Below are 20449 nucleotides of genomic sequence, written 5' to 3'. Positions count from 1 at the left end.
CGGCCGGCCCTGCGCCGCCGATTCAGCAGCCCCGGCCCGCCGGGGCTGTTTTGTTTGTATGCTGCACCCGTGATCCCCTCGTCGTTCATACAGGACCTGCTGGCCCGCACCGACATCGCCGACATCGTCGGCCGCCATGTCACGCTCAAAAAGGCCGGGATCAACTACAAGGGCCTGTGCCCCTTCCACGGCGAGAAATCCCCCAGCTTCATCGTCAGCCCCAGCCGGCAGACATACCACTGTTTCGGCTGCGGCGTGCACGGCAATGCGGTCGGCTTCCTGATGGAACACGCCGGCCTGGGCTTCGTCGAGGCCGTGAAGGAACTGGCCCAGATGCAGGGCATGCAGGTGCCGGAAGACGACGCCCGGCCCGAAGACCGCGAAAAGGCCAAGCAGCAAAAAGAGAAACAGCAGTCGCTCACCGACGTGATGGGCAAGGCCACGCAGAACTGGCGCCAGCAACTCAAGACCAGCCCGCGCGCCGTGAGCTATCTCAAGGGCCGCGGCCTGACTGGCGAGATCGCCGCCCGCTTCGCCCTGGGCTATGCGCCAGATGGCTGGCGCGGCCTGGCCAGCGTCTTTCCGCGTTATGACGACCCGCTGCTGGTTGAATCCGGCCTGGTCATCGTGCCGCAAGACCAGAACAACGCCGACCCGGCCGAGGTGCGCCGCTACGACCGCTTCCGTGATCGCATCATGTTCCCGATCCGCTCGGTGCAGGGCGAGGTGATCGGCTTCGGCGGGCGCGTGCTGGACAAGGGCGAGCCCAAGTACCTGAACTCGCCCGAGACGCCGGTGTTCAGCAAGGGCCGCGAGCTCTACGGCCTGTACGAGGCTCGCACCGCCCTGCGCAACAAGGGCTATGTAATCGTGACCGAGGGCTACATGGACGTGGTGGCCCTGGCGCAATGGGGCTATGCCAACGCCGTGGCCACGCTGGGCACGGCCTGCACGGCCGAGCACGTGCACAAGCTGTTCCGGTTCACCGAGCAGGTGGTCTTCAGCTTCGACGGCGATGCGGCAGGCCGCCGTGCCGCCGGGCGCGCGCTGGAGGCCGCCCTGCCCCACGCCACCGACACGCGCCGCATCACCTTCCTGTTCCTGCCCGCCGAGCACGATCCGGACAGCTACATCCGCGAGAACGGCGCCGAGGCTTTCGAGGCCTGCGTGAAACAGGCCGTGCCGCTGTCTCGACAGCTGATCCAGCATGCCGCACAGGATTGCGACCTGGACAGCGCCGAAGGCCGCGTGCGCCTGCTGGCCCAGGCCGTGCCGCTGCTGGCACAACTGCCGGAAGGCGGCCTGCGCGACCAGATCGTCGATGAGTTGGCCGCCCAGGCTAAAGCCAATGTGGACGACCTGCGCCGCCGGCTGGCCCAGCATGGCCAGGACGGTGCTGACGGACGCGGGCGAGCGCGTCGCCCCGCATCTGGATCCACCCAAGTCGGCGACAGCCCTTCGGACGGTGGCCCGCCTGTGTATGACGACGCCGACTTCGCCTCGTACGAAGCCCAGCCCGCCTACGACGACTACCAGCCGCCCTACGACAGCCGCCCGCGCAAGCAGCGCGGCGGTGGCGACTGGCAGGGTGGCAAAGGCGGCAAGGGCCGCTGGCGCCGTGATGGCAACGGCTGGGAGCGCCAGGGCCGCACGGCCATGCGCCCGCCCCCTCAGGCGGCCCGCCCCCTGGAGCGCGCCGCCTGGCTGCTCGCCCACCGCAGTGACCTGTGGGAGCAACTGCCCGCCGACATGCACGACCTGATGTGCGACCAGCCTGTGCCGCTGGGCGCCTTCTTCGGCTGGCTGGACCGCCTGGTGGCCGATCAAGGCCCTGTCAACGCCACGGAACTTCTGGCGCAACTGCGGATCCAAGCACAAGGCCCTGTGCCGGGCGACACAACGCCCGATGTGCCCTGGAGCGGCCCTCCCGCCGATGAAGCCCTGTCAGCCCTGGCGCAACGCCTGGAAAATTTTCATGATGTAGCAAACGGACAGGAAACCGCCGAGGAGCTGATCGCCCTGATCCGCCCCCTGCAACTCCAGGCGCTCAACGATGAGCTTGAACTGCTGCTGCAGTCGGGCGAGTTGTCCGACACCGCTGAGGCCCGCAAGGTGGATCTGATCCGCCAAGCCAATGCCCTGAAACTTGAGATCAGCCGGTTACGCCCAATCTCCGGCTAGCTTCGGCGTGTCTTCACGCCATTTTTTTGACGCCTTCCCCCGCTTGACGGATAATGGAGGGTTCCCATAGAGACTGCCACCCCTTTCGAAGGATCCGCATGACCGCGAAGAAGACCGCGAAGACTGCCCTGGCCGATGCCGACGTGAGCGCAGAAAAAACCAAGAAGAGCGCCGCCGCCAAAAAAGCCACTGACAAGGCCGCGGACACCGAGCCCAAGAAGCGCGGACGCAAGCCCAAGGAAACCACCGCCGTCGCGGCCAAAGACACCAAGAAGTCCAAGTTCGAGGACGAGGACATTGGCGACGTCGAGGCCGACCTCGAAGGTGACGTCGAATCTGGCGAGGCCGATGCCGACGAAGGCAGCAACAGCATCGAAGACAAGCCCAAGGCCAAGCCCTTGCGCATGAAGGTCTCGCGCGCCAAGGAGCGCGCACTGATGCGCGAGTTCGGCATTGATGACACCGCCCTGTCCGAAGAGGAGGTCAACAAGCGCCGCCAGGAGCTCAAGACCCTGATCAAGATGGGCAAGACCCGTGGTTTCCTGACCCATCAGGAAATCAACGACCACTTGCCCGAAAAGCTCGTCGAGGCCGAAATCCTCGAGGCCATCATCTCCATGTTGAACGACATGGGCGTGGCCGTGTACGAGCAGGCCCCCGACGCCGCCACGCTGCTGCTGACCAACCAGGCCACCAGCACCGCGACGGAAGAAGAAGCCGAAGAAGAAGCCGAAGCGGCCCTCTCGACGGTGGACTCCGAGTTCGGCCGCACCACCGACCCCGTCCGCATGTACATGCGCGAAATGGGCTCGGTCGAGTTGCTGACCCGCGAAGGCGAAATCGAAATCGCCAAGCGCATCGAAGGTGGCCTGCAGGCCATGATGCTGGCCATCTCGGCCTCGCCCACCACCATCGCCGAGATCCTGTCGCTGTCCGACAAGATCCGCGCCGGTGAGATGACCATCTCCGAAGTGGTCGATGGCTTCGTGTCCGAAAGCGAGGCCGACGACTACGTGGCCGAGGAAGACTTCGACGAGTTCGACGAAGAGGACGACGACGACGGCCAGGGCGGCTCCAAGGCCCTGACCAAGAAGCTCGAAGAGCTCAAGAACGTGGCGCTGGAGAAGTTCGACACGCTGCGCACGCACTTCGAGAAGATGGCCAAGTCCTTCGAGAAGGACGGCTACAAGTCCGGCTCGTACAACAAGGCCCAGGAAGCCATCAGCGATGACCTGATGACCATCCGCTTCACGGTCAAGACCATTGAGCGCCTGTGCGACGTGCTGCGCTCGCAGGTCGATGACGTGCGCCGCTATGAGCGCGAGCTGCGCAAGATCGTGGTGGACAAGTGCGGCATGCCGCAAGACCAGTTCATCAAAACCTTCCCGCCCAACGTGCTGAACCTGAAGTGGTCCGAGAAGGAAGCCGCCGCCGGCAAGCCTTACAGCGCCGTGATGGGCCGCAGCCTGCCCGCCATCCAGGAACTCCAGCAGAAGCTGATCGACCTGCAGGCCAAGGCCGTCGTGCCCATTGAAGATCTCAAGCAGATCAACAAGCGCATGAACGAGGGCGAGAAGGCCTCGCGCGATGCCAAGAAGGAAATGATCGAGGCCAACCTGCGCCTGGTGATCTCGATCGCGAAGAAGTACACCAACCGCGGCCTGCAGTTCCTGGACCTGATCCAGGAAGGCAACATCGGCCTGATGAAGGCGGTGGACAAGTTCGAATACCGCCGCGGCTACAAGTTCTCGACCTACGCCACGTGGTGGATCCGCCAGGCCATCACGCGCTCGATCGCGGACCAGGCCCGCACCATCCGCATCCCGGTTCACATGATCGAAACGATCAACAAGATGAACCGCATCTCGCGTCAGCACTTGCAGGAGTTCGGCTTCGAGCCCGATGCCCCCACGCTGGCCGCCAAGATGGAGATGCCGGAGGACAAGATCCGCAAGATCATGAAGATCGCCAAGGAGCCGATCTCGATGGAAACGCCCATCGGGGACGACGACGACAGCCACCTGGGCGACTTCATCGAGGACACGAACAACACCGCGCCCATCGAGGCCGCGATGCAGGCTGGCCTGCGCGACGTCGTGAAGGACATCCTCGATTCGCTGACGCCGCGTGAGGCCAAGGTGCTGCGCATGCGCTTCGGTATCGAGATGTCCACCGACCACACGCTGGAAGAAGTGGGCAAGCAGTTCGACGTGACGCGTGAGCGGATCCGTCAGATCGAGGCCAAGGCGATTCGCAAGCTCAAGCACCCCAGCCGGAGCGACAAGCTGCGCACCTACCTGGACAACCTGTGATCGGTTGATCCTCCCAAAGAAAACGCCCGGTCATGCCGGGCGTTTTTGTTTTCGCAAGCCCGCCTTCGACAGGCCCGGTGCAGTGCGAAGGATCAACCCCGCGACAGATCCTGCGTGAGCAGGCTCAGGCCCAGTTGGGCGCAGCGACGCAGCCAGGGGCTGGGGCGATAGCGGGGGTCGCCGGTCGAGGCTTGCAGATTCTCCAGCACGGTCAGCACGGTGCCCGCGCCGAGGCGATCACCCCAGGCCAGCGGGCCCCACGGGTAGCCCAGACCCAGTTGCACCGCACGGTCAATGTCGGCCGGCGCGGCCACGCCGTGCTGCGCCATCTCGCTGGCGATGTTGACGATGGTGGCCACCACGCGCGCAGCCACCAGGCCGGCGCTGTCCAGCAGCAAGGTCACGGGCACGCCGTCGGCACCGAACAGGCCTCGGGCCTGCGCACGAGCTTCCAATGTCGTCACGGGCGTGGCAGCCAGCACACGGCGGCGGCTGGTGTCGAACAAGGTGTCCAGCGCGATCGTGCGCGTCGGGTCCAGGCCTTCGGCCACGGCCAGGCTGGTCGCGTCTTCACCCAGCGGGGTGACGATGCACAGGCTGTCGGCACAGGGGCTCTCGGCGGCATCGATGGTGGCGCCCAACTGCTCCAGCAGGGCCACCGTGCGCGCATGTCCTTCGGGGTGCTTGCGGCTCACCCACACGCGGGCCGGGCGGGCATCGCCCGTGGGCGCCTCGGCAGACCGCTCCTGCTGGCCATCGTTGTAGCGGTAGAAGCCTCGGCTGGTCTTGCGGCCCAGCACGCCGGCGCCCAGCATCTGGCGCGTTAGCGGCTGCGGGCGGAAGCGTGGCTCTTCGTAGTACTGGTGGTAGATCGACTCCATCACCGGGTGCGACACGTCCAGGCCGGTCAGGTCCATCAGCTCAAAGGGGCCGAGGCGGAAGCCCGCAGTGTCGCGCAGCACGCGGTCGATGTCCTCGATGCTGCCGACACCTTCGGCCAGCAGGCGCAGGGATTCGGTGCCATAGCCGCGGCCCGCGTGGTTGACGATGAAGCCCGGGGTGTCCTGCGCGCGCACGGCGGTGTGGCCCATCTCGCGGCCCAGGGCCAGCAGGCGCTCGGACACGTTGCGGTCGGTCAGCAAGCCATCGATCACCTCGACGATCTTCATCAAGGGCACCGGGTTGAAGAAGTGGAAGCCCGCCACGCGCTGCGGCAGGCTCAGGCCCGCCGCGATGGACGTGACCGACAGCGACGAGGTGTTCGTGGCCAGCACGGCCTGGTCCGACAGCAGGCCTTCGAGCTGGCTGAAGAGCTGCCGCTTGGCATCAATGTTCTCGGCAATAGCCTCGACCACCAGATCGCATGGCGCCAGGCCGTCCACGGTGCTGACGGCACGCAGGTTGGCCTGTGCCTTGGCCAGGGCTTCAGCGCTCAGCTTGCCCTTCTCGGCCAGGCGCGCCAAGGTACGGCCCAGGTCGTCCACCGCATCTTGCGCAGCCTGCGGGCGGGCATCGAACAGCAGCACCTGCAGGCCCGCCTGGGCCGCGATCTGGGCAATGCCCTTGCCCATCACGCCGGTACCCACCACCCCCATGCAGGCAAAGCCAGACGGAGCGGCCGTGGCAGCGGAAAGCGGGGAAGCGGCAGAGGAATCAGAAGACATCAAGGGCTCCGGGAGTGATCTGGAAATACTTTAAATATAAAGGATTTATGGCGCCTCGGCTTTTCATTCCAATTAGCAGAACCTTATTCTGTAATTGACCCGAGCATGCCATTGCACCTGAAAACAACTGCGTTTTCATTCACAAGTTCCTAGTGTTTTCACCTAGCGTTTTAGCCTTGAACAGCCTTGGTTCACATGCCATGATGCCGCCCAGTTGTTCTGCTGATTGATATCAAGTTCTGCTAAATGGAATTACTGGATCGAAAAGGCACAGCGCCACAAGCGCCCGCCGAACTCGACATGCAGCCCAATCCGGCGCGTGTCCACCAACTGGTCAGCCACTGGGCGGCCCTCACCCCCCAGGCACCCGCCCTGGCCGATGAGCACATCCGCCTGAGCTACGCCGAACTCGAGCAAGAGATCGAACGCGTGCGCCTCAAGCTGGCCGACATCGGCGTGCGCAGCGGCGACAGGGTGCTGCTGGTGGCCGAGAACCACGCCGCCACGGCCGTGTTCGCCCTGGCCTGCAGCGCACTGGACGCTTGGTTCTGCATGGTCAACGCCCGCCTGTCGGCCCGCGAGATCGACAGCATGACCGAGCACGCCGGCGCCCGCCTGGTGGTGTTCTTCCCGGCCTCGTCCAGCGGCGCCGCGCAGCACGCCGAGCGGCTCACGGCCCAGCCTGTGTCCATGGGTCGCCTGGGTGCCGTGGCCGTGACGCCGGTGAACATCCAGGCCCTGCCCGAGCGCACCGAGCCTGGCTCGGCCGATCAGGTGGCCGCGCTGATCTACACCTCGGGCACCTCGGGGGCGCCCAAGGGCGTGATGCTCACGCACGCCAACCTGCTCTTCATCGCCCGCAACAGCTGCCAGATGCGCCACCTGCGCGCCAGCGACAAGGTCTATGGGGTGCTGCCGCTGTCGCACGTGTATGGCCTGACCGCCGTGCTACTGGCCACCTTGCGCTCCGGCGCATCGCTGGTGCTCACGCCCCGTTTCGACGTGGAGCACCTGGCACGCGCCCTGGCCGAAGGCGGCATCACCGTGATGCACGGCGTGCCCGCCATGTACGCTAAGCTGCTGGACTGGAGCGCAGAGCCCGGCCGCACGCCCAAGGCCCCCACCCTGCGCGTGGCCCAATCGGGCGGCGCCCCGCTGGACCAGGCCCTGAAGGACCGCTTCGAAGCCACCTTCAACCTGATCTTGAACAACGGCTACGGCATGACCGAGGCGTCGCCGTCCATCGCGCAGACGCGCCTGGATGCACCGCGCAAGGATTGCTCCGCTGGCCCGCCCATCCCGGGCATCGAGGTCAAGCTGCTGGACACCGCCACGCGCGAGCCCGTGCCCGCCGGTGTAGTCGGCGAACTGTGGATCAAGGGGCCCAACGTGATGAAGGGCTATTACAAGGCCGGCGCCCAGACAGCCGAGGTGCTCACGCCCGATGGCTGGCTCAACACCGGCGACATGGCCCGCCTGGCCGATGACGGTGGCCTGTTCATCGTGGGCCGCTCCAAGGAGCTGATCATCCGCTCGGGCTTCAACGTTTACCCCGTCGAGGTCGAGCAGGTGCTCAACGCCCACCCCGACATCACCCACTCCGCCGTGGTCGGCCGCACCGTGCCCGGCAATGAGGAGGTGGTCGCCTTCATCGAGCCCGTGCCCGGCCGCACGCTTGATGTGGACACGATCGCCGCCTACCTGCGTGAACACCTCTCGCCGTACAAGCTGCCCAGCGAGATAGTGGTCATGACCCCCTTGCCAGCGCTGCCCACCGGCAAGCTGGCCAAGAAGACGATGCGTGATCTGGCCGCCGAGCGGCTGAACCACTCCCGCTGACTCCCTTCACTCCTACCCCCCTGGAGACGATGCACATGAAGACGTTGACACTGCGCGCCCTGGCCGCGCTGGCTTTCTGCTCCGCTGCCGCCACGAGCGCCCGCGCCGAAGAGTTCACCGTGGGCCTGCAGATGCCCATGACTGGCGCGATGGCCCGCTCCGGCACGGCCTTCACCGAAGGCATCCAGACGGCCGCCGAGATCTTCAACAAGACCAACGGCAAGCACAAGGTCAAGCTGGTCACGGTGGATGACGAATCCAACCCCGCCAAGGCCGTGTCGGCCGTTGAAAAGCTGGCTTCGGACGGCGCTGTCGCCATCGTGGGCGGCTTTGGCTCCAACCTGATCGGCCCGGCTTCCGAAGCCGCCGCCAAGCAGAACCTGGTCTACATCACCGCCGGTGGGGTGGATGACGGCCTGTCGCGCCGCGGCCTGAAGACCTTCTTCCGCATCAACAACACCGCCGGCTACGAGAAGGCCGTGCTGGCCCTGGCCGACGAGCTCAAGGTCAAGTCGATCTCGATCGTGTACTCCACCAAGGAAGCCACGACCGACCTGGCGCACAACCTCAACAAGGCCCTGTCCGCCAAGGGTGTGAAGGTCAACGAGCACGCCTTCGATCCGGCCATCACCGACTTCAAGCCCATCATCAACAAGATCAAGCTGCGCGACAAGCCCGAGATCCTGTTCATGTCCGGCTACGAGAACGACTACGTCGGCATCCTGCGTGCGGCCAAGGTGCTCAAGCCTCAGGTCAAGGCCGTGGTGGGTGTGTGGTCGCTGGCCACCTCCAAGATGTGGAAGGACTTCCCGGACCTGATGCCCAACGTGATCGGCACTTCGATGCTGCCCTTCCCGGTGGCCTACACCTCGGCCGAGGGCAAGGCATTCGCCGAGACCTACCAGAAGAAGTACAACAAGGAAGTGGACTACCTGGCCCAGTTCGGCTTTGTGAAGGCCCAGATCCTGTTCGAGGCCATCGCCCGCTCGGCCGATGCCGGCACGATCAAGAAGGGCGGTATCGCCGATGAAGTGCGCAAGACCAGCCGCGACACCTTGATCGGCCGCGTCACCTTCGATGCCAACGGCGACAACCTGAACTTCACGCACCGCATGGGCCAGCACCAAGGTGGCAAGGTCGTGATCGTGTCGCCCAAGGCTCAGGCCACCGGCCCCGTCGTCTACCCCGGCGTGCCCTGGTAAGCACTGGCCCTCAAGCAGTTAGGAGCCTCCATGCTGGAACTGATTCTGCAAGCGCTCTATTCGGGCCTGCTGGTCGGCGGGGTGTACGCCCTGATCGGCCTCGGGCTGGCGCTCACCTTCGGCACGATGCGCATCATCAACCTCGCCCACGGCGAGTTGGTGCTGCTCGGTGCCTATGTGGCGTACGCCTTCGAGAGCCGGACCGAGCTCAACCCGCTGTGGTCCATCCCCATCGCTTTGGTGGTGGTGGGCGCGGTGGCCACGGCGGTGTACTTCCTGGTTGGGCGCATCAAGCGCAACCGGGAACTCAACTCGCTGATGCTCACCTTCGCCATCGGCACCATCCTCACGAACGCAGTGCTGCTGATCTGGTCCAGCGACGTGCGCTCCACCGCCAACGCCACCCTGCAGGATGCCGTGCAGATCGGCCCGGTGTTCAGCATGGTCAGCGAAACGGGCGCCTTCGTCATCAGCCTGGGGCTGGTGATCGTGCTGGGCCTGTGGCTGTCGCGCAGCTGGTATGGCCGCGCCGTGCGTGCGGTGTCGTCCAACCGCGATGCGGCCAAGCTGATGGGCATCTCGCCCACCCGCACCGAGCTGACGTCTTTCCTGGTGGCGGCCGCGCTGGCTGCCTTCGCGGGCGTGGCCATCTACTGCAGCAGCGTGATCCAGCCCTCGCTGGGCCACACGCTCACGGTGAAGGCTTTCATCATCACGGTGCTGGCCGGCGTGGGCTCGGTGCCCGGCGTGCTGGTCGCGGCCCTGCTGCTGGGTCTGACCGAAGCACTGACCGTGACGCTGCTGAGCTCGGCCCTGCAGGAACTGGCCGGCATGGTGCTGTTCCTGCTGGTGCTGTTCGTGATGCCCAACGGGCTGTTCGGCGCGAGCAAGCGCAGAGGTTGACCCCATGAAGAAGAACCAAGTATGGATGGCGGCGCTGGCCGCCGTGCTGGTGGCCGTGCCCCTGCTCTGGGGCGGCAACAACTATGTGATGAGCCTGTTCGTGGCCGGCCTGGTCGTGTCGGGCATCGCCGTGGCCTGGGCCCTGCTGGGCAACCTGGGCGGCATGGTGAGCTTCGGGCACGCGGCCTTCTTCGGCGTGGGGGCCTATGCCTCGGCGCTGCTGACAATGAAGGCCGGCCTGCCCGTGCTGGTGGCCATGCCGATCGCCGGCCTGGTCAGCATGTTCTCGGCCGTCCTGATGATGCCGGCGCTGCGCCTGTCGGGCCCGTACTTCGCCTTGGCGATCCTGGCCTACGCGCACATCTTCAAGATCATCGTGACGGAGTGGAAGGACTTCACCGGCGGCGCCGGCGGCGTCTCGTCCATCCCGGTGCTTCCCACGATCTTCGGGCTGGACCTGTCCGTCCGCGTCGGGCAGTACACCGTGGTCGTGCTGCTGGTGCTGGCCTTCGTGGCCGTGTACGCTGCCATCCGCCGCAGCCACTACGGCACGGCCCTGCGCGCCATGCACGACAGCGAAGATGCCACCCGCGTGGTCGGCGTCAACAGCACGGGGCTGAAGTCGATGATGCTGCTGGTGTCGGCCTTCATGACCGGGGTGATGGGCGCCTTCAACGCGCACACCATCAACTTCCTGGAGCCGGATTACGCCTTCAGCGGTTCGTGGAGCGTGCTGCCCATCGTGGCGGCCATCTTCGGCGGCTACCGTACCGTGTGGGGCCCGGCTCTGGGCGCGATCGCCATCTACCTGGTTGACCAGCTGCTGTTCAAGAACTGGCTGCCCACCGGCCACCACATCGTGCTGGGCGTGCTGCTCGGCGCCATGATCCTGTTCGCACCGGATGGTCTGCTGCCCGCGTTGCGCCGTAAGCACAAGGCAGACAACAAGGGAGGCGCCCATGCTGCAGCTTGACAACGTCACCGTGCGCTTTGGCGGCCTCACCGCCGTCAATGATGTGAGCCTGAAGATCGAGGGCCAGCAGATCGTGGGCCTGGTCGGCCCCAACGGCGCCGGCAAGACCACGCTGTTCAACGTGATCTCGGGCCTGGTGCGCCCGACCACCGGCCGCGTGTTGTTCAACGGCGAAGACATCGTTCGCCAGCCCCTGTACCGCCGCGCCCGCATCGGCCTGGGCCGCACCTTCCAGATCCCGCAGCCCATGCACGAGCTGACGGTGCGCGAGAACCTGGTGGTGGCCCAGCGCTTCGGCGCCGGCAAGGTCGATGAGCGCCGCATCGACGAGATCCTGAACTTGCTGGAGCTCGATCACGCGGCCGAGCGCCACGCCGCCACCGACCTGGCCCTGCAGGAGCTCAAGCGCCTGGAAGTGGCCAAGGCCTTGGCCACCGAGCCCAAGATGCTGCTGCTCGACGAAGTGCTGGCCGGCCTGGAGACCAGCGGCAAGCGCCTGTTCATGACCAAGCTGCGCGAGCTGCACCAGCAGTTCAAGATCGGCATCGTGATCGTGGAGCACGACATCGAGACCATCTCCTCGCTGTGTCAGCGCGTGGTGGTGCTGAACTTCGGCGCCCTGCTGGCCGACGGCACGCCACGCGAAGTCTTCGACCACCCCGACGTGATCGCCAGCTACACCGGAGAAGCCACCCATGCTTGAAGTCGACCAACTGCGCGCCGGCTATGGCGCCATCAACGTGCTGTGGGATCTGTCGCTCAAGGCGCAGACCGGCAGCCTGACCGTGGTGGTCGGCCCCAACGGCGCGGGCAAGACCACGCTGCTGCGCGCCATCATGGGTCTGGTGCCCGTGACGGGCGGCGACATCCGCCTCTCGGGCCAATCGATCGCGCGCCAGCCCACCTGGTCCCTGCCCGAGCAGGGCCTGGCCATGATCCCCGAGGGCCGCATGATCTTCAAGGACATGACGGTGGAAGAGAACCTGGCCATGGGCGCCTTCCCCGGCTCGCGCCGCCCGCGCCTGGACAGCAACATGGAGCGCATCTATGGCCTGTTTCCGCGCCTGAAAGAGCGCCGCCGCCAGATGGCCGGCGCCCTCTCCGGCGGCGAGGCGCAGATGCTGGCCATGGGCCGCGGCCTGATGGCCGAACCCCGCGTGCTGCTGATCGACGAGCCCTCGCTGGGTCTGTCGCCGGTGATGACGCAGGATATCTTCGCCATCATCCGTGCGCTCAAGAAGGAAGGCGTGACCATGCTGCTGGTCGAACAGAACACACGCATGGCCCTGTCGGTGGCCGACCGTGTGTACCTGATGCGCGGCGGCAAGGTCATCTTCGACCAGGCGGCCGACCAGGTGGACCTGGCCAAGCTGCACGACCTGTACTTCGCACGCGACACACGCGAGGCCAGCGAGCCCGAATCCAGCGGCCAACCCGCCTGAACAGGGGCCTACCCCCCCTCGTGACGGCCTGTCGGTGCCGCCTGGCGTGGCACCATACAGGGAGCATCCAATAATGAACGACATCACGATGATCGACCCCGTGCCCGAATCCACCGCCGAGGCAGAGGTGCTGGACGACGACACCGCCGCGTCCTCCGGCAACACCAAGGAAGACCGCCACTTCGTGACCGCCCTGGCCCGCGGCCTGGAAGTGCTGAGCTGTTTCCGCTCGCGCGACAAGCTGTTGGGCAACCAGGAGCTGGCCCGCCGCTGCGGCCTGCCCAAATCCACCATCTCGCGCCTGACCTACACGCTGACCAAGCTGGGTTACCTGGAGCACGATCCGGAACTGGGCCGCTACCGCCTGGGTTCGGCCACCCTGTCGCTCGGCAGCGTGATGCTCTCGCGCATGGACGTGCGCCAGATCGCCCGCCCGCTGATGCAGCAGTTGGCCGACAGCACGCAGACCATGGTGTCCCTGGGCACGCGTGATCGCCTGAGCATGATCTACGTCGAGAACTGCCGCAGCGATGCCGCGCTCACCCTGAGCCTGGATGTCGGATCGCGCATCCCGCTGGCCACCACCGCCATGGGCAGGGCCTACCTGGCCCGCTGCGGCGAGGCCGAGCGCCACGAGATCATGGAGCGCGCCCGCGAGTACGACGAGTACGCCTGGCCCAATGTGCGCCGCGGCATCGAACGCTCCACGGAAGAGCACCGCACCCTGGGCGTGTGCTGCTCCTTCGGCGACTGGCAGCCCGATGTCAATGCGATCGCAGTGGCCTTCTATGCCCGCGAATCCCGCATGCTGATGTCGCTGAACTGCGGCGGCCCGGCTTTCATCGTCTCCAGGGAGCATTTGATGGACACCGTTCGCCCGCAGATGATCCGCATCGCCGAACGCCTGTCGGCAGCCTGAGCCGGGGCTTGAGCCCCATCAAGCACCGCATTAAGCCCTGAAAGGCGTGTATTTTTTCACGCCGAATGACCCTGCCTGAGGCGAAGATAGGCGAATGGGCACCACCAAAGAACGTGTCGTCCTGTTCGCGGACTTGCGCGGCAGCACGGCGCTCTACCTGCGTCTGGGCAACACGGAAGCCGCCACCGTGGTGACCCACAGTCTGACCATGCTCGGTCAGATCATCGCGCGTGGGGGCGGCACCGTGGTCAAGAGCCTGGGCGATGGCCTGATGGCCGTGTTCGACGACCCCGAGCGCGCCGTCGAGGCCGCCGCCGGCCTGCACGATTCGCTTGAACGCATCGCCCCCGTGCCCGATGGCCTGCCTTCCAAGGCGCCCGCGCTCAAACTCAAGGTCGCGATGGCCTTCGGCGAGATCGTCGAGGTCGATGGCGACTGCTTCGGCGACGCCGTCAACGTGGCCGCCCGCGTGCTCGACCTGGCCGGCGACAACGAGACCCTGGCCACCGGCCCGCTCACCAACCGCCTAACCCCTGATCACCAGGAGCGCTTTCGCAGCCTGGACCGCATGCACCTGCGCGGCCGCGCCGATCCGGTGGCCGTGCTGCGCATGGAAAGCGTGCGCTTCGGCGACACCGTCTCCACGCTGGAGATGTCCGCCCCCGGCACCGACCTACCCGACGGCATTCGCCTGACCTGGCAGCAGCAGGAGCGCGTGTTCGCCTCCGCCAACATGCCGGTGGTGCTGGGGCGCAGCCCCCAGGCCTCTTTCTGCGTGGGCGATTCACGCGTGTCGCGTTCGCACGCCCGCATCGAAGGCCACAGCGGCCACTTCTACCTGACCGACCTGAGCTACAACGGCTCCTACGTGAAGTTCGATCACGACCAAGACGCCCTGTCCCTGCGGCGCAGCACCTGCACCCTGCATGGCAGCGGCATCATCACCCTGGGCTCGCCGCCGCACGACCCCAGCGCCACGAGCATCCACTTCGAGGTTCTGAGTTTCTCGGACACCATGCCACAGTGGTAAACCCCGCGACAGGCTCCGACTTCTGTGCGCTAGAGTGAGCCATTCAGACGCGACGAAGCCAGCATCATGACGACCGCCGCGCGCCTCTACACGGAAGCTGATCGCCTGGCGCTGCTGCAATCGACGCGCCTGCTCGACAGCGAAGGCTCTGCCGCCTTCGACGCGCTGGCCCGCATGGCGGCCCGCCAGACCGGCTGCCCCGTCGCCGCGATCAACCTGGTCGATGCCCACCGCCTGTTCGCCCTGGCCCGCCATGGGCTCAGCCAGCGCCACCTCGGTCGTGAAGGCTCCTTCTGCGACCGCGCGCTGGCCAGCACCGATGTATACATCGCCACCCTGCCCCCCCAAGACAGCGCAGAGATCGTCTGGCGCTTCTATGCCGGCATGGCCATCGTGGTCGAAGGCATGCCGCTGGGCACCGTGTACGTGATGGACCGCGAGCCCCGAGCGTTCGACACCGATGCCCGTGCGGCCCTGCGTGACACCGCGCTGGCAGCAGCCTCGCTGATCCAGGCGGAACTCACGGCCCTTCGGTTTCGCCGCCAGGAAGCCCGTGTGCGCACCGCCAGCATGGCCGGCAGCGACTGGCTGTGGGAAACCGACAAGGACGGGTGCATCCAGTGGGTGTCATCAGGCCTGCTGCGCCACACCGGCATCGACCCGATGGCCGAACTGGGCATGCAGGCAAGCGACTTCTACAGCCCGCGCACCGATGCCACCCAGGCATCCTGGGAGCGCTACCTGCAGGCCTGCAAGCGCCGCGAACCCTTCAGCGATGCCATCGCCGAGCGCGACACGCCCCGCGGCCGCATTGCCGTGAGCATCAGCGGTACGCCGGTGTTCGACAGCCGCGGCCAGTTCATGGGCTACCGGGGCGCCAGCCGCAATGTCACGCGCCAATTGGCGATCGACAACCAGGTGCGCCAGGACGAACAACTGCTGCGCCAGGCCTTCGACAGCTTCCACGCCGGCGTCATGATCGCCAATCCGCAAGGGCGCGTGATCTATGCCAACAAGCACTGGCGCACCAGAACCGGCATCCAGGACATCAGCACCCTGCCCCCCTGGCCCGAGTTGCTGCGCCAGCGCATCGCGCGAGGCCACTACCGCGATGCCGTCGGGCGCGAGGACGACTTCTACCAATGGCGCCTGAACGTGGTCAACGGCACCGAACCCGTCGTGCTGCACATGGGCGATCTGGTGGCGCTGTGCCGGGATGTGCGCCTGCCTGATGGCTCCATCGCCTACTTCTCGACCGACATCACCCACGCCTACAACGACCGCAAGAACCTGCACGCCCAGAAAGAAGCCCTGGCCCAGAGCGAGGAGCGCTGGAAGTTCGCGCTGGAGGGCAATGGCGATGGCGTCTGGGATTGGGAAATCGGCCGCGCCGAGGTGTTCCTGGCTCCCCGCTGGAAGTCGATGATCGGCTTTGCGAACGACGAGATCGGCAATCTGCCCAACGAATGGGTCAGCCGAGTGCATCCGGACGACCGCCAGCAGGTGTTCTCCAGCTTCATCGACTACTGCCACACGGGCCGCGGCATCTTCCACGCCGAGTTCCGCATGCGCCACAAGGATGGCCACTACGTGTGGATCCTGTCGCGCGGCAAGGTCGTGCAGCACGCGCCGGACGGCCGCCCCCAGCGCATCGTGGGCACCCACTCCGACATCACCGTGCTCAAGCAGGCCGAGCGAGCCCTGCGCGACAAGCAGATCGCCGAGGCCGCCAACCGCGCCAAGAGCGAGTTCCTATCGCGCATGAGCCATGAGGTCCGCACCCCGCTCAATGCCATCCGCGGCTTCACGCAACTGCTGGTGCAACGCCAGCCCGCGGGCGAGGCCTCCAGCGACAGCGCCGAATACCTGCACCAGATCCAGCTGAGCACCGAACTGCTCAGCGAGTTGGTGGACGATGTCCTGGACCTGCAGCAGATCGAGGCCGGCGCCATCAGAATCTCCCGCGAGGCCGTGCCGCTGGACGACGCAGTGCGCCAATGCACAGCCATGCTCGCCCCGCTGGCCAGCCGCTACCAGGTGCTGATCGACGATCAGGTGGACGCGTCCGTGCGCGTCTGGGCAGACAAGCTGCGGCTGCAGCAGGTGCTGAGCAACCTCATGTCCAATGCCATCAAGTACAACCGAACCCACGGCGTGGTGCGGCTGAGCCTGTCACCCGCGCATGCGGCCGGCCAGCACACGCTGTGCGTGGAAGACACCGGCCCCGGCCTCAAGGCCGAGCAACTGGCGCGCCTGTTTCAACCCTTCGAACGTCTGGGGCAGGACACATCCCAGATCGAGGGCACGGGACTGGGGCTTATCATCACACGTTCCCTCACGGAAGCGATGGGGGGACAGCTGGAAATACGCAGTCAAACCGGTGCAGGCACCCGCGTCTACGTGACGCTGCCTGTGGCGGACGATGGCCAAGAGATGACCGACAACAAAGACACCGCACCCATCGGTGCCCCGATCACCGCAAACACCACGGCCGAGCCCACCCAGGCCTCGGCCACCACGCATGCCTGTACAGCCGATGCGCCCTTGCGCGTGGTGTACGTGGAAGACAACCGGATCAATGCCCTGCTCTTCCAGGAAGCCCTGCGCCCCTACCCCGAGCTGTGGCTTGAAGTGGCCGAAGATGGGCAGATGGCCCTGACCGTGGCCCGCGAACACCAACCCGAAGTGCTGGTGATCGATGCCCACCTGCCCGGCATGAGCGGCTTCGAAGTGCTCAAGGCCTTGCGCACGCTGCCAGGCCTGGCCGATGTGCCTGCCTACATGTGCTCCGCCGATGCCCTGCCTGAGGACATCCAGCGCGCCCATGAGGAAGGCTTCGTCGGCTACTGGACCAAGCCCATCGACATCGAGCACGTGACCGCGGAGCTGCTGCGCCTGGCCCACCAGGGACGCCCGGACGCCGCATGAGCTTCGCGCCAGAGCCCACGTTCGACCACCGACAGCGCCCCGGCACCGGCGTGCTGGTCGTGAACCTGGGCACGCCTGACGCTCCGACGGCACCGGCACTGCGCCGCTACCTGGGCCAGTTCCTGAGCGATCCGCGCGTGGTCGAAATCCCGCGGGCGGTATGGAAGCCCATCTTGCACGGGATCATCCTGCGCACACGCCCCAAGCAGTCGGCCACCAAGTACGCCAGCATCTGGACACCGGAAGGCTCGCCGCTGCGCACCTGGACGGCCAAGCAAGGCACCTTGCTGCAGGGCTACCTGGGCGAGCGAGGCCACCGCCTCAGCGTGAAGTGGGCCATGCGCTATGGCCAGCCCGCCATCGCCAGCGCGCTCGATGCCTTCAAGGCCGAAGGCGTTCGCCGCGTGCTGGTCGTGCCCCTGTACCCGCAGTACAGTGGTGCCACCACCGCCAGCGCGATGGACGATGTCTTCGCCTGGGCCAGGCGCACACGCCACCTCCCCGAACTGCGCTTCATCAACCACTTCCATGACGACGAGCGCTACATCGCCGCGCTGGCCGACAGCGTGCGCGCCTACTGGCAGCGCGAAGGCCAGGGCGACAAGCTCCTGATGAGCTTTCACGGCATGCCTGAGCGCACGCTGCACCTGGGTGACCCGTATCACTGCGAGTGCCACAAGACGGCCCGCCTGCTGGCGCAGCGCCTGAACCTGCCGGCCGAGCGCGTGGTGGTGAGCTTCCAGAGCCGGTTCGGTCGGGCCAAGTGGCTGCAGCCCTATACCGAACCTACGCTGCGTGAACTGGGCAAGGCGGGCACGGGGCGTGTCGATGTGATCTGCCCGGCCTTCGTGTCCGACTGCATCGAGACGCTGGAAGAAATTGCCATGGAAGGCCAGCAGGCCTTCCTGAGCAGCGGCGGCAAAGCGTTCCACTACATCCCCTGCCTGAACGACAGGCCGGAGTGGATGCGCGCCCTGGCAGGCCTGTGCGAGCAGCACCTGCAGGGCTGGCCGACCAAGGTCATCGAGCAGTTGACCGAGGGCGATCTGCAGGCCACACAGCAGCGGGCGAAGGCACTGGGCGCCAGGCGCTGAGCGCGCCAAGGCGTCAGGCCGGCGTGGCCTCGAAGGTCAGGCGCCGCCAGTCGACCAACAAGGCCTCGTCAAAGCGGGCCCGCAGGTCAGCCCAGTCATCCGCCTGCACCATCAGCTCGTCATAGGCACTGCGCGGCACCTCCACGCCCTCTAGGGGCCGCTCGGTGGCCAACTCGACCCAGTCGAAGCGCAGCGTCTCGGCATCACCGGCCACCAGGCGCAGCTCGGTCTGGTCGGCCAGCAGTGCGGACTCCATGTCGCCGAGCAGGTCCAGCTTCAGCAACTCCAGCGTGATGTCGTTCAGCCCGAGCTCATCGCACCACAGCTGCTCGCGCAGCGCAGTCCAGCCCAGCACCAGGCGCGCGCGCAACGTCTTGCCCAGCTCGCGAGCATGCGGTGCAGCCCGGCTACCGAAGGCGCGGTCATGCGTCTAGCGTGCGGCCTGCTCGGCGGCCTGCCACTGCGTAATCGCCTCAGCCGATTCGACCAGGAACCACTGCCCCCGCGCCATGTCGATGTAGGTCAGGTGAGGCGGCAGGCGCAGCACCGTGCCGCAACTGACGCAGGTTTCGCGCTGGAAACTACCATCCAGGATGGCGGCGCGCAGGTCCGGCCGGCGGCCGGCATTGACGCTGGCGGTGCGCGCCACATCGTTGCGCTGGCCGCAATGGCCGCAGGCGGCCTGAACATGGTGAAAGATGGACATGTCGATCCTCGTGTCGGGGCGGGCCTCAGCCCTGCCACATGAACGCTGCAACCGAGGCATCCACGGCGGCGGGCGGCTTCACTTTTTTCAGCCAGGTGATGGCATAGACCTCGGCGAACCATTCGGCGGGTGAGCGCCACTGGTAGTTGTTGACGCGGGTCGGGGCTCGAGAGGCATGCTCGTAACTCCACCACTCGTTGTCATAGGACTCGACGTAGGCGCGCCCTCCGACATTGACCGCGGTGTTCTCGAACCAGGGGCTGTAACTGCCGCGCGATCGCTCCGTCACCAGCTTCAGGTAGTCGATGACCAGCTTCCAGTCCGAGGGGGCGACGCCATTGGGCATGACCGGCACCGTGCCCTCCAGCTCTTCCCGGATCGCTTCCAGCACCATATCGTCAGTCAGCGCCTTGCCGACATTGTTCGCCTTCTTGAAATGGGCCAGCATGGCGTCGGCGATGGTGGCGACGCTCTCGCGCTTCCAACCGCCGCATCCGGACTTGGCACCATGCTTGTCCATGATCTTTTTGGCATCGTCCAGATGCATGCCCCATCTCGTGCAGCGTGGTGACATCGAAGGAATTCGCCGGCACCTTCTTGCCATCGACCTCGTAGTTTTCCGTGCCCTTGGCATTGCCGAAATCCCCCATCAGGATCTCCGCGCCCCCATACGCCCCACTGCCTTTCCAGTTCTTGTCGTCCGTGTAGCTCAGCTTCTTGAGCTTGCGGTGCTTGGTCTGATCACGGGGAACCGCGCCCATCATGTCGAAGACGCGGTCGAAGTGGGTGTTCGACATGCCCTTGGGCACCTCGATCTTCAACCCATAGCGCTCCTTGAGCGCCTTCTGGTAGATGGTGGATTTCTGTGCATCGTCGGGCGTGCCCTTCGCGTCGCCCATGACCTTCTTCGTGGCCTGGGCCAAAGCCTGGGCATGATCGCGCAATTGCTCGAGCCGCTTGCGGGCGCGCTTGACAGCGGCATCGCACCCCGAGGCGTCGGTAAGCTTGGCCGCATCGACGAGGGCCTGCTCCTGGTCCGCCCAATCGAACTTGAGACGGTCCGTCCCCAGGCCCAGCTTCTCCAGGGTGTCGACTTCGCCGCGGAGCTGCTTCTGGACCTCCGCGACCTCAGGGGCAGAAAACAGCTTGGACACGAACTCGGTGGCGCTCTGCAAGAGCCTCCCCCAGGGTGTCCAAGCCGATTTTCTGTCGCTGCGCGCCGCCCTTCTGCGTTGACTCGGCGCCGTCGAGTTCAA

At 66.1% G+C, this 20449-nt stretch carries 17 protein-coding genes; 12 read left to right on the top strand and 5 right to left on the bottom strand.

Translation table 11 applies throughout. From position 1 onward, the window contains the following. Nucleotides 1-69: 69 nt before the first annotated feature. Entirely contained in the window at nucleotides 70-2181 is a 2112-nt protein-coding gene (dnaG, locus tag WAQ08_RS19870) for a DNA primase (RefSeq protein ID WP_422194092.1), read from the top strand. A gap of 98 nt (nucleotides 2182-2279) precedes the next feature. Further along, the gene (gene rpoD / locus WAQ08_RS19865; protein WP_422194090.1) at nucleotides 2280-4493 is read left to right on the top strand and encodes an RNA polymerase sigma factor RpoD; all 2214 of its coding nucleotides are present in this window, start codon (nucleotides 2280-2282) and stop codon (nucleotides 4491-4493) included. A gap of 92 nt (nucleotides 4494-4585) precedes the next feature. Here the strand turns inward: rpoD and WAQ08_RS19860 are convergent, their stop codons facing one another. After that, nucleotides 4586-6088, bottom strand: a complete 1503-nt coding sequence (locus WAQ08_RS19860; protein ID WP_422194302.1) for a 3-hydroxyacyl-CoA dehydrogenase — start codon at nucleotides 6086-6088, stop codon at nucleotides 4586-4588. Between the two features lie 369 nt (nucleotides 6089-6457). On the opposite strand from WAQ08_RS19860, the gene WAQ08_RS19855 reads away from it, so the two are divergent. The 10 genes from WAQ08_RS19855 (at nucleotide 6458) to hemH (ending at nucleotide 18487) form a co-directional block, all read left to right on the top strand. Next, nucleotides 6458-7996: a class I adenylate-forming enzyme family protein gene (locus WAQ08_RS19855; RefSeq protein ID WP_422194089.1), complete on the top strand. Its 1539-nt coding sequence runs from the start codon at nucleotides 6458-6460 to the stop codon at nucleotides 7994-7996. 35 nt (nucleotides 7997-8031) lie between these two features. Continuing rightward, nucleotides 8032-9198 carry an ABC transporter substrate-binding protein gene (locus tag WAQ08_RS19850; RefSeq protein WP_422194088.1) on the top strand — a complete coding sequence of 389 codons (1167 nt, stop codon included), beginning with the start codon at nucleotides 8032-8034 and terminating at the stop codon, nucleotides 9196-9198. A 30-nt stretch (nucleotides 9199-9228) separates the two neighbouring features. Continuing rightward, a complete protein-coding gene (locus WAQ08_RS19845; RefSeq protein WP_422194087.1) occupies nucleotides 9229-10101 on the top strand; it encodes a branched-chain amino acid ABC transporter permease in 873 nt (290 codons plus the stop codon). A 4-nt stretch (nucleotides 10102-10105) separates the two neighbouring features. Beyond that, nucleotides 10106-11074: a branched-chain amino acid ABC transporter permease gene (locus WAQ08_RS19840; protein ID WP_422194085.1), complete on the top strand. Its 969-nt coding sequence runs from the start codon at nucleotides 10106-10108 to the stop codon at nucleotides 11072-11074. Next, a complete protein-coding gene (locus WAQ08_RS19835) occupies nucleotides 11061-11777 on the top strand; it encodes an ABC transporter ATP-binding protein (protein WP_422194083.1) in 717 nt (238 codons plus the stop codon). Before WAQ08_RS19840 ends, WAQ08_RS19835 begins: the two co-directional genes overlap by 14 nt. After that, the gene (locus WAQ08_RS19830; protein ID WP_422194081.1) at nucleotides 11770-12516 is read left to right on the top strand and encodes an ABC transporter ATP-binding protein; all 747 of its coding nucleotides are present in this window, start codon (nucleotides 11770-11772) and stop codon (nucleotides 12514-12516) included. Before WAQ08_RS19835 ends, WAQ08_RS19830 begins: the two co-directional genes overlap by 8 nt. Nucleotides 12517-12589: 73 nt before the next feature. Beyond that, nucleotides 12590-13435, top strand: coding sequence for an IclR family transcriptional regulator (locus tag WAQ08_RS19825; protein WP_422194079.1), 846 nt, complete (start codon nucleotides 12590-12592; stop codon nucleotides 13433-13435). Nucleotides 13436-13529: 94 nt separating this feature from the next. Further along, nucleotides 13530-14465: an FHA domain-containing protein gene (locus WAQ08_RS19820; protein WP_422194077.1), complete on the top strand. Its 936-nt coding sequence runs from the start codon at nucleotides 13530-13532 to the stop codon at nucleotides 14463-14465. A gap of 66 nt (nucleotides 14466-14531) precedes the next feature. After that, entirely contained in the window at nucleotides 14532-17393 is a 2862-nt protein-coding gene (locus tag WAQ08_RS19815; RefSeq protein WP_422194075.1) for an ATP-binding protein, read from the top strand. Next, nucleotides 17390-18487: a ferrochelatase gene (hemH, locus tag WAQ08_RS19810; protein WP_422194074.1), complete on the top strand. Its 1098-nt coding sequence runs from the start codon at nucleotides 17390-17392 to the stop codon at nucleotides 18485-18487. Before WAQ08_RS19815 ends, hemH begins: the two co-directional genes overlap by 4 nt. A 13-nt stretch (nucleotides 18488-18500) precedes the next feature. Here the strand turns inward: hemH and WAQ08_RS19805 are convergent, their stop codons facing one another. The 4 genes from WAQ08_RS19805 to WAQ08_RS19790 are packed head-to-tail and all read right to left on the bottom strand — an operon-like array spanning nucleotide 18501 to nucleotide 20449. Beyond that, entirely contained in the window at nucleotides 18501-18857 is a 357-nt protein-coding gene (locus WAQ08_RS19805; protein ID WP_422194072.1) for a hypothetical protein, read from the bottom strand. Between the two features lie 60 nt (nucleotides 18858-18917). After that, nucleotides 18918-19193, bottom strand: coding sequence for a CpXC domain-containing protein (locus WAQ08_RS19800; RefSeq protein ID WP_422194070.1), 276 nt, complete (start codon nucleotides 19191-19193; stop codon nucleotides 18918-18920). Nucleotides 19194-19218: 25 nt separating this feature from the next. Further along, nucleotides 19219-19641: a hypothetical protein gene (locus WAQ08_RS19795; protein WP_422194069.1), complete on the bottom strand. Its 423-nt coding sequence runs from the start codon at nucleotides 19639-19641 to the stop codon at nucleotides 19219-19221. Further along, complete coding sequence (locus WAQ08_RS19790) at nucleotides 19592-20449, bottom strand: hypothetical protein (RefSeq protein ID WP_422194067.1); 858 nt, start codon at nucleotides 20447-20449, stop codon at nucleotides 19592-19594. Before WAQ08_RS19790 ends, WAQ08_RS19795 begins: the two co-directional genes overlap by 50 nt.

This window comes from Aquabacterium sp., from assembly GCF_049274795.1.
Classification (GTDB): domain Bacteria; phylum Pseudomonadota; class Gammaproteobacteria; order Burkholderiales; family Burkholderiaceae_C; genus Aquabacterium.
Note: the sequence above shows the minus strand (reverse complement) of the source record. Positions and strands in the feature narration are given on the sequence as shown.